Raw genomic sequence first — 11,681 nt, 5'->3', positions numbered from 1 at the left:
TTGCTGGGAAACATTGGGGCCGACAATCGTCACGTGCTCAATCCCCCGGCCAGCGTCGGCACCTCCAGCGGCTTGAAGCCGTAATGCGACAGCCAGCGGACGTCGCCTTCGAACAGCTGGCGCAAATCGCTCATGCCGTATTTCAGCATCGCGATGCGGTCGATGCCCATGCCCCAGGCGAAACCCTGGTACTCGTCGGGATCAATGCCGCAGGCGCGCAGCACGTTCGGATGCACCATGCCGCAGCCGAGAATCTCCAGCCAGTCCTCGCCCTCGCCGAAGCGGATCTCGCCCTTGTCGCGGCGGCACTGGATGTCGACCTCGAGCGACGGCTCGGTGAACGGGAAGAACGACGGCCGGAACTTCATGTTGATGTGGTCGACCTCGAAGAACGCCTTGCAGAATTCGTGCAGGATCCATTTGAGGTGGCCGAGATGCGAGCCCTTGTCGATGACGAGGCCCTCGACCTGGTGGAATTGCGGCGTGTGCGTCGCGTCCGAATCGATGCGGTAGGTGCGGCCCGGACAGATCACGCGGATCGGCGGCTTCTGGCTCAGCATGGTGCGCACCTGCACCGGCGAGGTGTGGGTGCGCAACAGCATGCGCGAGCCGTCCGGCTTCGGATTGAAGAAGAACGTGTCGTGCATCTCGCGTGCGGGGTGGCCTTCCGGGAAGTTCAGCTTGGTGAAGTTGTAGTCGTCGGTCTCGACATCGGGGCCTTCCGCGATCGAGAAGCCCATGTCGGCGAAGATCGTGGTCAGCTCGTCCATCACCTGGCTGAGCGGATGGATGCGGCCGGTCTCGGCCGGCGAATCCTGCAGCGGCAGCGTGACGTCGATGGTCTCGGCCGCGAGCCTCGCGTCGAGCGCCGCGGCCTTGAGCACCTCGCGGCGCGCGGTCAGCGCCTGCGTGACCTTGTCCTTGGCGAGGTTGATCGCCGCGCCTTGCGTCTTGCGCTCGTCCGGCGACATCTTGCCGAGCGTCGCCAGCAGCGCCGAGATCGAGCCCTTCTTGCCGAGCGCCGAGACGCGGACGGCTTCCAGTGCGGCTTCATCGCCGGCGGCGGCGATCCGGTCGAGGATCGAGGTTTCGAGCGTAGCGAGGTCGGACACGGTCAAAATCTCCGCGGAATAAAAGGCGGCTGGTTGTCGCCGTGCGGGCGACACGGGTCAAGCGAAAGCAGGCAAGCAATCGGCATGTCGCCGGATAGCAAAAAGCGGCCGAGAGCATCGGCCGCTTTTGAAACCCTCACGATGCGCTGGGCGATCAGGCGGCGAGCGCCGCCTTGGCCTTCACAACGATCGCCTCGAACGCGGCGGGCTCGTTGATCGCGAGATCCGACAGCACCTTGCGGTCGACGGTGATGCCGGACTTGGACAGGCCGTCGATAAATCGGCTGTAGGTGAGCTCGAACGGGCGCACGGCGGCGTTCAGGCGCTGGATCCAGAGCGCGCGGAAGGTGCGCTTCTTGCGCTTGCGATCGCGGAACGCATACTGGCCGGCCTTCTCGACGGCCTGCTTGGCGGTGCGGATCGTGTTCTTGCGGCGGCCGTAATAGCCCTTGGCGGCCTTGAAGACTTTCTTGTGCTTGGCGTGGGCGGTCACACCGCGTTTGACGCGAGACATGCCGGAAATCCTTGGATTCAGAGATGACGATCAGCCGCGGCTTTGAGGCGGCCAGGGGTTCGGAAGCGAGAGGCCGGTCAGGCGTTCGGCAAGAAGTACTTCTTGACGTTGTCGCCGTCGGTCTTGAACAGCACGCGGGTGCCGCGCAGCTGCCGGATCTGCTTCTTCGTCCGCTTGATCATGCCGTGGCGCTTGCCGCGCTGGGCGTGCATCACTTTGCCGGTGGCAGTCACCTTGAAGCGCTTTTTGGCGCCGGATTTGGTCTTCAGCTTGGGCATTTGGCTCTCCTTGATGCCAACGGCAAGCCGCCCGCAAAAGCGGCGCCATCCGGCGAAAATGCTCGTTAGAGCGTTGGTTGTGCTCAGGTTTCGGGTCCAAACGAGGATCCACCCGCACAGAAACATCGCCACGGCAGCCCTTGATCAGCCGGGCGACGAAGGCCGCGCTTATGCCAGAGACAAAGCCAGTTGGCAACGTCGAACCACGGAATCGGCTATTCCGACCCATGATCAGCCGACCATGACAGTCGAGGATCGACCATGACCCGCCTCATTCGCCGCGCCATCTCCGCCGCCCTTACGACCGCGCTGCTGACGGGCCTCGCAGGCCTGCCGGCGAGGCCTGCGCACGCTGCCGGCTTCGATGGCGCCTGGACCGTGCTGATCATTACCGAGGCCGGCAGTTGCGACCAGGGCTACAGCTTCCCGATCCGGATCAGCAGGGGCCGGGTCCTCTCGAACAGCACCGCCAACATCACCGGCTCGGTTGGCCGCGGCGGCGCCGTCACCGTGCGGGTATCCCAGGGTGGCGCCTCGGCCAGTGGCACCGGCCGGCTCGGCGCCACCTCAGGTTTCGGTCGCTGGAGCGGCAAAGGCTCGTCCGGAACCTGCCGGGGGCGGTGGCAGGCGACGCGGTCCTGACCCCGGCCCGCAAGAGCGGTCCTGGCGGGCGCCCTCAAGAGAAAAGCCCGCCAAACGCGTGGCGGGCCCGGCTTCGGGTGTCGGTGTGCTGGACCTAGCGCGGCGCCAGAACCATGACCACCTGACGGCCCTCGAACCTGGCGTCCTGCTCGACCTTGGCGAACGCTGCGACGTCGGATTTCACCTTGTCGAGCAGCTTGGTGCCGATCTCCTGGTGCGCCATTTCGCGGCCGCGATAGCGCAGCGTGATCTTGACCTTGTCGCCCTCTTCGAAGAACCGCTGCATCGCGCGCATCTTCACGTCGTAGTCGTGGTCGTCGATCATCGGGCGGAGCTTGATCTCCTTGATCTCAACGACCTTCTGCTTCTTGCGGGCCTCGGCGGCCTTCTTCTGCGCCGAATATTTGTACTTCCCGTAGTCCATGATCTTACAGACGGGAGGCGTGTTGTTCGGCGAAATCTCGACCAGATCCATGCCGGCGTCAGCGGCCATCTTGATCGCGACAACGGTCTCGACGACACCACGGTTGGTGCCTTCGGCATCGATCAGCTGGATCTGCGCATTGCGAATCTCATCATTGGTGCGCGGCCCGTCTTTGACGGCAGCGGGCGGGGCTCGATTGGGGCGGCGAATGGGTAGTTCTCCAAGGTTGTGGAAGAAGGCGGCTAGTTTGAAGGAAGATGCTTTCGCGGGCAAGGTCGCAACTGTCCGGTGCGTCGAAATTCCGCCCGGCCGTCGCGGCTCCTGCGACGCATGCGCGAGACTCGTGCGTCGATGCATTCCCCCAAGGAAGCCACACGGCCGAGAATTGCGCTCAAACTCGCGCTTTTTCGGGCCCTCGTGGTTCCGCCGGGGGACATAGAGTGCGCCGCGCGCTTTCGCAAGCGGCAGCGTCAAGCTTGGCCGATTGACGGAAACGGCCGGTTCGCCCACACAACACCCGACAGCGAGTAACGATCCATGAACCCTGCTGCAGAGAATGCCGATCCGCCTGTCTTCATCACCGTCGGCGCGGGCGAATCGTCGCGCCGGATCGCGGTGCGGGCGCGGCCAGGCCATCCGCCCGGGCTGTTCTGGCTCGGTGGCTTCAATTCCGACATGAAAGGCACCAAGGCACTGGCCCTCGACGCCTGGGCCGCCGGGCGCGGGCGCGCCTGCGTCCGCTTCGACTATTCCGGGCACGGCGAATCCGGCGGACGCTTCGTCGACGGCACGATCAGCCGCTGGCTCGAGGAGAGCGTTGCCGTGTTCCGGCAATTCTGCCGCGGACCGCAGGTCGTGGTCGGCTCCTCGATGGGCGGCTGGATGGCGCTGCTGCTGGCGCGCGCGCTGCTCGAGGAACCGGCCGAAGCGACGCTGGCGGGCCTGGTCCTGATCGCCCCGGCGCCCGATTTCACCGAGGAGCTGATGTGGAAGGGCTTCTCGCCGGCGGTCCGGACCGAGATCGAGACCAACGGCGTCTGGATGCGTCCGTCGGAGTACGGCGAGCCCTATCCCATCACCAGGGCGCTGATCGAGGACGGGCGTCATCATCTCCTGCTCGGCGGTGCCATCAAGATCGGCTGCCCGGTGCGCATCCTGCAAGGCGCGCAGGACCCGGACGTCCCCTGGCAGCATGCGTTCGCGCTCACCCACCGCCTGCCCGCCGAAGACGTGGTGCTGACCGTGATCCAGGACGGCGACCACCGGCTGTCGCGTCCGCAGGACATCGCGCGCATGCTGGCCGCCGTCGGCGAGATGGGCTGAGGCGGCCTGCTTCAGCATCCGGCCTGCCATTCCGCGCGGACGCTCGCGTCGGCCTCTGACGTCAGCGCCGCCTTTGCCCGTCGCGCGTAAGCGGCGTCGTCGAGCAGCCAAGCGAGCGCCCAGGCGGCGGCACCGCGCACCAGCGGACTCGGATCGGTGGCCAGCCGCTCGGCGGACGGCGTCAGCGCCACATCGCCGGAGTTGCCGATCGCGATCAGCACGTTGCGCAGGAAGCGGTCGCGGCCGATGCGCTTGATCGGCGATTTCGCGAACAGCGCGCGGAACGCGGCATCGTCGAGCGCGGCCAGCTCCGCCAGTGAAGGCGCGCGCAACGCGTCGCGCGCCGCCAGCTTCGCCTCACGCCCCGCCTGCGCGAACTTGTTCCAGGGACAGGCGGCGAGGCAGTCATCGCAGCCGTAGATGCGATTGCCCATGGCCTTGCGGAACTCGCGCGGGATCGGCCCCTTGTTCTCGATCGTCAGATAGGAGATGCAGCGCCGTGCATCGAGGCTGTAGGGGGCCGGGAAGGCCGCGGTCGGGCAACTGTCGAGGCAGGCCCGGCAGGAGCCGCAATGATCGAGCTCCGGCGCATCCGGCGGCAGGTCCAGCGTGGTGTAGATGGCGCCGAGGAACAGCCAGGAGCCGAAGCCTGATGACACCAGGTTGGTGTGCTTGCCCTGCCAGCCCAGCCCGGCCGCTTCGGCCAGCGGCTTCTCCATGACGGCCGCGGTGTCGACGAACACCTTCACGTCACAGCCGGCCCGCGCGACCAGCCAGCGCGCGAGCGTCTTGAGGTTCTTCTTGATGATGTCGTGATAGTCGTCGCCGCGGGCATAGACCGAGATCGCAGCATTGCTGCGCTGGGACAGCACCGCGCGCGGGTCCTCGTCGGGGCCGTAATTGACGCCCAGCATGATGATGCTGCGGACCTCGCTCCACAGCGTTGTGGGATCGGTGCGGCGGGACGGCTCGCGCGCCAGCCAGTCCATGTCGCCGTGCTGGCCGGCGGCGAGGAAGCGTTCGAACGCGGCGGCCCGCTCGGCGCTCACGACCGGGGCGGTGAGACCGATGACATCGAAGCCCAGCCGGTGCGCCTCGGCGGCCAGCGCCGCCTTCAACGTCTCCGGCGTGGGCCTATCGTCGCTCAGAAGTCCAGATCCACATAGGTGCGCGACGCCGGCACGCCGGCCAGCCAGTCGCTCAGCAGCGGCCGGAACGACGGCCGCGACTTGACCCGCGCGTACCACGCCTTCGCGGCGTCGTCCTCGATCCATGGCACGTCGCCCAGATAGTCGATCGCCGACAGATGCGCGGCGGCGGCCAGATCAGCATAGGTCAGGCGGTCGCCGGCCAGGAAATTGCGCCGCTGCGCGAGCCAGCCGATATAGGCGAGATGATAGCGCACATTGGTCTTGGCGGCGCGAATCACGTCGGTCGACGGCGGCCCGCCGCCATCCTCCTCGCTCATGAAGCGCTTGTAGATGCGCTCGGTGACCAAGAGGTTCGAGGCCTCCTCGAAGAACTTGGTGTTGAACCAGTCCATCAGCCGGCGCACCTCGATGCGCTCGGCCGCCGTGCCCGGCATCAGCCGGCGATCGCCCATCTCAAGCCCGCAGGTCTCATCGATGAATTCGGCGATCACGCCGACACCTGGCACCGGCGGCAGGCCTTCGACCGACAGCACCGGCGTGGTGGCCGCGGGATTGAGCACGAGAAACGCCTCGCGGCGCTCCCAGGCGCGTTCCTCCACCAGGCGCAGATCGAGCCCGTATTCGCCGAGCACCAGCCGGACGAAGCGTGAATGCGGGCAGAAGGGATGGTGGAAGAGCGTGTACATGGAGCCTTTCGACGATTCCGCGGCTGCGGCGCTTAACGAACAATCAACCATCGGTTCGCACCGATGCCTCGTCCCGATACCGGCGCGCGGTTGCGCTCGCGAATCGGACCATTAGCGCATGGTCGGCGAAAGTGTAAGCAGTAGGGCGACGGGTCAGCATGCGGGAAACGACGTTCGGGGAACACGCGTCGGTGAGCTGGATCGGCCCTCCGGACCCGTCGCGTTCTGATTCGGAAGCTGCGCTCACGCGCCGGTTCATTCATCCGATAGGACCGCCCATGCCGCTTTTTGCAATTGCGGGCGGGGGCCGAATAGGCGAGAAGGGCGGCGTTTTGCCGGCAATCCAGGATCCGATCCATGATGTCAGATACGCTGCGGGCGGTGCTTCTCGGCATCGTCGAGGGCGTCACCGAGTTTCTTCCCGTATCCTCGACCGGCCATCTGCTGCTGGCGGAGCGCTTTTTCGGGCTCGGCGACGAGGGGTTCTGGAAGAGCTTTGCGATCCTGATCCAGCTCGGCGCCATCCTCGCCATCGTCGCGCTGTACTTCTTCAAGCTGTACCGCGTCGCCATCGGCGCGCTGTCGAACCCTGACGATCGCCGCTTCATCATCGGCGTGCTGGTCGCCTTCCTGCCCGCGGTCGTCGTCGGCCTCATCGCCGGCAAGTACATCAAGGCGCTCCTGTTCGATCCGTGGGTCGTGTGCTTCTCGCTGATCGTCGGCGGTGCCATCCTGCTGTGGGTCGATCAGATCGATCTCAAGCCGCGCGAGCACGACGCCACGCGCTATCCGCTGATGATGTATCTGTGGATCGGCGTCGCGCAGTGCCTCGCCATGATCCCCGGCGTGTCGCGCTCCGGCGCCACCATCGTGGCGGCGATGCTGCTCGGCGGCGACAAGCGCTCGGCGGCGGAATTCTCCTTCTTCCTGGCGATCCCGACCATGGTCGGCGCCTTCGTCTACGACTTCTACAAGAGCCGCGCCGAGATGACGTCCGATCACCTCGGCCTGATCGCGATCGGCTTCGTCGTGTCCTTCATCACCGCGATGATCGTGGTGAAGGCGTTCCTCGGCTACGTCACCCGCCATGGCTTCGTGCTGTTCGCCTGGTGGCGCGTCATCGTCGGCACCCTCGGCCTGATCGCGCTGGCGCTGGGGAAGTAAGTCGGCCCGTCTCTCTCCGCTCGTCATTGCGAGCGCAAGCGAAGCAATCCAGTGTGGTGGGCGGGACTCTGGATTGCTTCGTCGCTTCGCTCCTCGCAATGACGGCGTTTAGCAGGGGGGCCCTTCTTACGCGTTCTTGCGCTGGAACTGCCCGGCGGGACGGAAGCGCCAGAGATATTGCGGGGCGACCGCCTCGAGTGAATCCGGCGTGATGCCCAGGCCCTGAAAGGTCAGGCCGGCCGCCTTCGCCGCCTCCGACACGACGTTGTCGTGGCGCAGCAGCTCGACCTGGTCGGGCGTCAGCTTCAACGGCCCCGGCGCGAACTGCAGGAAGGTTGCCTTCAGCTTCGCCAGTCCGAACGGCACCGGCAGCAGCGCGCGGTCGCGGTCGGTGATCTCGAGGATGATTTTCAGGATCTCCCGGAAGCTCAGCACCTCCGGCCCGCCGAGCTCGTAGGTGGCGCCCGGCAGCGCCTTGCCGTCGACCGCGTCGGCCACCGCTGATGCGACGTCGCCGACATAGACCGGCTGCATCTTGGTCTCGCCACCGCCGATCAGCGGCAGGAACGGCGAGATCCGCGCGAGTCCGGCAAAGCGGTTGGTGAACTGGTCCTCGGGGCCGAACACGACCGAGGGGCGCATGATCACGGCCTCGGGCACCGCCGCGAGCACGGCGGCCTCGCCGGCCGCCTTGGCGCGGGCATAGCTCGATGCCGACTCCGGATCGGCGCCGATGGCCGAGACATGCACCATGCGGGCGCCGGCAGCGGCGGCCGCCTTGGCGACCGTGGTGGCGCCCTCGGCCTGCACGGCGTCGAAGGTCTGCGCGCCGCTCTCGGTCAGGATGCCGACGAGGTTGATCGCGACATGGCTGTCGCGCATCGCTGATGCGACCGAGTCGGGATAGCGCAGATTGGCCTGTACGGCGTGGATCTGGCCGACCCGGCCGAGCGGCTGCAGGTGGCCGGCGAGCTCCGGCCGGCGCACCGCGACGCGGATGCGGTAGTCGCGCTTGGCCAGCGCCCGGACCACGTTGCGCCCGACGAAGCCGGAGCCGCCGAAGACGGTAACCAATGTGTCCAGATTCGATGCCATGGAATGCTTCCTGGGATTGCATCGGGCGGTCGGGCCGCCCCGACGAGAGGGCTCTGAGCGGCGATTCGCATCCCGCGGGCCGCCATCCTGGCCCGCTGTATAGCCCATCGTCCGCACCGCGGAAAAGTGGCCGTGTTTTTGCGCATGGCGTGAGAAAAATTGTCATCTTGGGCGTTCAGCGGTTTGACAAGCCGGCGTTCGATCCGTACACACCGCCTCCACATGCCCAGGTGGCGGAATTGGTAGACGCGCTGGCTTCAGGTGCCAGTGGCTTAACGGCCGTGAAGGTTCGAGTCCTTTCCTGGGCACCACGCTACGCTCATCGAGCTCCGCGTGGCGCCGCCGAGCTGACGCTCGGTTTTGATTTTCCCTGACATCGCTGTAGCTGCCGAAGTCGCCGGACCACACATTCCGTGCGTCGCGGACGCTTCGTCGCGCATCGGCGGCTTTCGCCGTGAGCTCCGTTCGAGCCATGACGACACCCCATCGCAGTCTCGATCTCGCCGCCCCGACGGTGCGCTCCCCTCCCCCTTGCGGGGAGGGGTCGGGGGTGGGGGTCCACACGCTCCGCTGCACATGATGCGTGCCTCGCTTCTGTTCTTTGAAGCTTCTGTTCTTTGAAAGTGACGTCGCTCGCCATGGGCGTCAGCGCCCGGAGACCCCCACCCCCGACCCCTCCCCGCAAGGGGGAGGGGAGTAGACCGAGGCCGCGGTGAGAGCTTGATCCCGTCGCGCAAAACCGAAGCGCGAGCATCTCCTGCCGGGAGAGGCATCTTTCGCCTCGATCTTCTTCACCGTTTCGAACCGCGTTCATCGGAGATCCTTCTGGACGAGCCTCCTCAGTCTCGCGACGCATCCCGCGTCCGAGCTTTGCCGATGTCTCGCCCGCAAACACTGAGGGCGCAGGGAAGGCCGGGTGCCGGTCGCACCCATGGCCCGCCAGCGAGAAAAAATGCTGGCGGCAGGAACCACAGGTACGCGCCGGAGCATCCGGCCCTCCCTGCGCAACGGTTTTAACGGCTGCTTCGCGTTCTCCCTGGTGCGCCGGGCTTGTTGGCCACCATCCCCCACGCAATGCGCTAGCATTGCGCCAGGTTGATATCAGCGTCGGGATATCAGGACCGCGCGACTTGACCGTTCGTGCATCGCCGTTCGTCCGCGCAAACTAACCACGCTGCGTCGACACACGCCCATCGCATCCCACTGCCAACGTCTCGTGACGGTCGCGACACGCCCCTCATGCGGCAGCAGGGACGCGCGGAAATGTGCAGGTGATTTGCCCGACGGTGCAAGGGGGAATATTGCGACGAACTAACACGACGGGCAATTTGCGCATGGTAGTCATGCTGATAGCGCCACCGTCGTCGCGAGCGACGTGACGCAATCCAGAGCTCGGTCCGGACTCCCGATGACTTGCGGACCGAGTTCGATGGCCGATGATGACCGCATCAGGGGCCCCGTCACGGAGATGATAGCGGTGCCGCGAATTGAAGAGGCAACTGCCGCAGCCCGGTGGTGTGGCGCGAAGCCGCCGCCCCACAATTGGTGTCGTCCCCGCGAACGCGGGGACCCATACCGCGTGATGTCTGAAAGGGGCATGCGGCCCATCCCGAGCGCCTCACGGCATCCTGTGGTTATGGATCCCGGATCAGCGCCCGCCGACGCGTTGCGTCGGCAGGCTTGTCCGGGACGACAGCGGAGGGTGCCGCGAGGCGTGATTTCCGGAAGAAGCAGACGGCACGTTATGAGTCCCTAGCCGTATCGCCGCTGCTAGCTTCCAATTCCAAGAAAACGATCCATGCCTGGCGGCAACTCGCCTTGCCGATCGACGGCAAAGCAGAGCATCTTCAGGCATTCGGCTGCCCGCTGACCTAGCTCAGCCGAACGCGCGGCGAACTGCATGGTCAAGGCTTGAGCCTCCACCCAGGTCAGAGTCTGGTTGGGCCCAGACAGCTTGCTATATTGAATGCCTGGGCTAACTGCCGGACGGTTATCAGGGGATGCGTCGATCAGTAAGGGTTCATCGAAGCCGAGTCTCTCCATTCGATCTCCGTGATTGATCGAGCGAAGCGGCAGGAAAAAGATCCATTCCGCGTCACGTTCGTCGCAGAACGACACGGCAAGAGAACCGCCATCGCGGATCATCTCAGCCCCGAGCAAGGTCTTCACATTCGTAAACATGCGCAATTCTAGCCACCGATGTCTCTGTTACAAGAAAAGCTCATCGGCCACGCAGAGAATGCCGTTGTCGGCTGGCTATCAAAGCGCAATCCGCCGGTCCAGGGCTGGCCAACAAAGTCCGACGTCCAGGTCACTCCGTGCGTGACGCCGCGATCACGCGCGCCAGCACGGGCCAATACAGATCGCCATACCCCGCCTCAATCGCCTCTCCGAGACGTCGGTCCGCGAGCTCCGCGCCCGGCAGATCGATCTGCACGGACCTGGCGAGATCGAGGGCGTAGCCGATGTCCTTGCGCGCATATTCGGTCGAGAACGCCCGCTCCGGGTATGTGTCGGACAGCATCGCCTTCATGCCGTGGTTGCGCAGCGCGAAGCTGTCGGCAGAGCCTTTGGCGAGGGTCTCGAACAGCAGCGTGGGATCGAGGCCTGCGCGCTTGGCGGTCTCCAGCGCCTCGCCGAGCGCGACCACGGTCTGCATCAGCACCATGTTGTTGAGGATCTTCACGACCTGGCCGGCGCCGACGCCCCCGCAATGGGTGATGTCGGTCGCGAACAGCGCGATCAGCGGCCGCAGCCGTTCGAACGTCGCCGCGTCGGCCCCGACCATCACGCTCAGCGTGCCGTCCTCGGCCGCCTGCCGGGTGCGGGCGATCGGCGCATCGGCGAAGGCCGCGCCCTTGGCGGCGAAACGGGCGGCGAGCTCCCGGCTGGCCCGCACCGGCGAGGTGCCGAGGTCGACGATGGTGTGGCGCGCCTCGACATGGCGGAGCAGGCCGTCATCGCCGTCGCACACGGCCTGGACATGCTTGCCGCTCGGCAGCGCCATGAAGATCAATTCAGTCTCGCGCGCCAGCTCCGCCAGCGACCCGGCCCTGATGACGCCGACCTCGGCGAGCCGCTCCAGCGGCGCATCCACACGATCGAAGCCGAACACCGTGGCGCCCGACTTCCGCGCCAGATTGCGGCACATCGGCTCGCCCATGACACCCAGACCGATGAATCCGATCGCCGCCATTGCACGTTCCTTTTCATCCGTCGGCGCGACGATGGCCGACGCTACAGGAGGCCAAGCGAATCGAGCTCGCCTATGACGGGCTCGGCAAGGTCGAGG

General features: G+C 66.0%; 12 protein-coding genes and 1 tRNA gene. 4 read left to right on the top strand and 9 right to left on the bottom strand.

The window, feature by feature from the left end; genetic code table 11:
- Positions 1–29: 29 nt before the first annotated feature.
- The 3 genes from pheS to rpmI form a co-directional block, all read right to left on the bottom strand.
- Positions 30–1,112: a phenylalanine--tRNA ligase subunit alpha gene (gene pheS, locus ACQR1X_RS12985; RefSeq protein WP_434898967.1), complete on the bottom strand. Its 1,083-nt coding sequence runs from the start codon at positions 1,110–1,112 to the stop codon at positions 30–32.
- Positions 1,113–1,266: 154 nt separating this feature from the next.
- Positions 1,267–1,626, bottom strand: a complete 360-nt coding sequence (gene rplT / locus ACQR1X_RS12980) for a 50S ribosomal protein L20 (RefSeq protein WP_172113603.1) — start codon at positions 1,624–1,626, stop codon at positions 1,267–1,269.
- Positions 1,627–1,703: 77 nt separating this feature from the next.
- Positions 1,704–1,904 carry a 50S ribosomal protein L35 gene (gene rpmI, locus ACQR1X_RS12975; RefSeq protein WP_008539890.1) on the bottom strand — a complete coding sequence of 67 codons (201 nt, stop codon included), beginning with the start codon at positions 1,902–1,904 and terminating at the stop codon, positions 1,704–1,706.
- A 261-nt stretch (positions 1,905–2,165) separates the two neighbouring features.
- Here rpmI and ACQR1X_RS12970 point away from each other — a divergent pair, with 261 nt between their 5' ends.
- Positions 2,166–2,546: a hypothetical protein gene (locus tag ACQR1X_RS12970; RefSeq protein ID WP_315805634.1), complete on the top strand. Its 381-nt coding sequence runs from the start codon at positions 2,166–2,168 to the stop codon at positions 2,544–2,546.
- A 94-nt stretch (positions 2,547–2,640) separates the two neighbouring features.
- Here ACQR1X_RS12970 and infC read toward each other — a convergent pair whose 3' ends face one another.
- The gene (gene infC, locus ACQR1X_RS12965; protein ID WP_315805664.1) at positions 2,641–3,180 is read right to left on the bottom strand and encodes a translation initiation factor IF-3; all 540 of its coding nucleotides are present in this window, start codon (positions 3,178–3,180) and stop codon (positions 2,641–2,643) included.
- Between the two features lie 327 nt (positions 3,181–3,507).
- Here infC and ACQR1X_RS12960 point away from each other — a divergent pair, with 327 nt between their 5' ends.
- On the top strand, positions 3,508–4,293 hold the full coding sequence (locus ACQR1X_RS12960; protein WP_434898966.1) for an alpha/beta hydrolase: 786 nt from the start codon (positions 3,508–3,510) through the stop codon (positions 4,291–4,293).
- An 11-nt stretch (positions 4,294–4,304) separates the two neighbouring features.
- On the opposite strand, the gene queG is transcribed toward ACQR1X_RS12960, so the two are convergent.
- Positions 4,305–5,489, bottom strand: coding sequence for a tRNA epoxyqueuosine(34) reductase QueG (gene queG / locus ACQR1X_RS12955; protein ID WP_434899033.1), 1,185 nt, complete (start codon positions 5,487–5,489; stop codon positions 4,305–4,307).
- The gene (locus ACQR1X_RS12950; protein ID WP_316182999.1) at positions 5,438–6,130 is read right to left on the bottom strand and encodes a glutathione S-transferase family protein; all 693 of its coding nucleotides are present in this window, start codon (positions 6,128–6,130) and stop codon (positions 5,438–5,440) included. Before ACQR1X_RS12950 ends, queG begins: the two co-directional genes overlap by 52 nt.
- Before the next feature lie 357 nt (positions 6,131–6,487).
- Between ACQR1X_RS12950 and ACQR1X_RS12945 the strand changes: the two genes are divergently transcribed.
- A complete protein-coding gene (locus ACQR1X_RS12945) occupies positions 6,488–7,294 on the top strand; it encodes an undecaprenyl-diphosphate phosphatase (protein ID WP_434898965.1) in 807 nt (268 codons plus the stop codon).
- Between the two features lie 126 nt (positions 7,295–7,420).
- Here the strand turns inward: ACQR1X_RS12945 and ACQR1X_RS12940 are convergent, their stop codons facing one another.
- A complete protein-coding gene (locus tag ACQR1X_RS12940; RefSeq protein ID WP_434898964.1) occupies positions 7,421–8,389 on the bottom strand; it encodes a complex I NDUFA9 subunit family protein in 969 nt (322 codons plus the stop codon).
- 224 nt (positions 8,390–8,613) lie between these two features.
- Between ACQR1X_RS12940 and ACQR1X_RS12935 the strand changes: the two genes are divergently transcribed.
- Positions 8,614–8,700: transfer RNA gene (locus ACQR1X_RS12935), tRNA-Leu, on the top strand.
- 1,459 nt (positions 8,701–10,159) lie between these two features.
- Here ACQR1X_RS12935 and ACQR1X_RS12930 read toward each other — a convergent pair.
- Entirely contained in the window at positions 10,160–10,570 is a 411-nt protein-coding gene (locus ACQR1X_RS12930; RefSeq protein ID WP_434898963.1) for a hypothetical protein, read from the bottom strand.
- A 130-nt stretch (positions 10,571–10,700) separates the two neighbouring features.
- Positions 10,701–11,585 (bottom strand): NAD(P)-dependent oxidoreductase, encoded by an 885-nt coding sequence (locus ACQR1X_RS12925; protein ID WP_434898962.1) that lies wholly within the window; start codon positions 11,583–11,585, stop codon positions 10,701–10,703.
- Positions 11,586–11,681: the final 96 nt, after the last annotated feature.

The sequence above is a fragment of the Bradyrhizobium sp. HKCCYLRH3073 genome (assembly GCF_051167995.1).
Taxonomy (GTDB): domain Bacteria; phylum Pseudomonadota; class Alphaproteobacteria; order Rhizobiales; family Xanthobacteraceae; genus Bradyrhizobium.
Note: the sequence above shows the minus strand (reverse complement) of the source record. Positions and strands in the feature narration are given on the sequence as shown.

Coding starts and splice junctions, on each gene's coding strand:
- rplT (WP_172113603.1), bottom strand. CDS start 1,626: ATGTCTCGCGTCAAACGCGGTGTGACCGCCCACGCCAAGCACAAGAAA.
- rpmI (WP_008539890.1), bottom strand. CDS start 1,904: ATGCCCAAGCTGAAGACCAAATCCGGCGCCAAAAAGCGCTTCAAGGTG.
- ACQR1X_RS12970 (WP_315805634.1), top strand. CDS start 2,166: ATGACCCGCCTCATTCGCCGCGCCATCTCCGCCGCCCTTACGACCGCG.
- ACQR1X_RS12960 (WP_434898966.1), top strand. CDS start 3,508: ATGAACCCTGCTGCAGAGAATGCCGATCCGCCTGTCTTCATCACCGTC.
- ACQR1X_RS12950 (WP_316182999.1), bottom strand. CDS start 6,130: ATGTACACGCTCTTCCACCATCCCTTCTGCCCGCATTCACGCTTCGTC.
- ACQR1X_RS12945 (WP_434898965.1), top strand. CDS start 6,488: ATGATGTCAGATACGCTGCGGGCGGTGCTTCTCGGCATCGTCGAGGGC.
- ACQR1X_RS12940 (WP_434898964.1), bottom strand. CDS start 8,389: ATGGCATCGAATCTGGACACATTGGTTACCGTCTTCGGCGGCTCCGGC.
- ACQR1X_RS12930 (WP_434898963.1), bottom strand. CDS start 10,570: ATGTTTACGAATGTGAAGACCTTGCTCGGGGCTGAGATGATCCGCGAT.
- ACQR1X_RS12925 (WP_434898962.1), bottom strand. CDS start 11,585: ATGGCGGCGATCGGATTCATCGGTCTGGGTGTCATGGGCGAGCCGATG.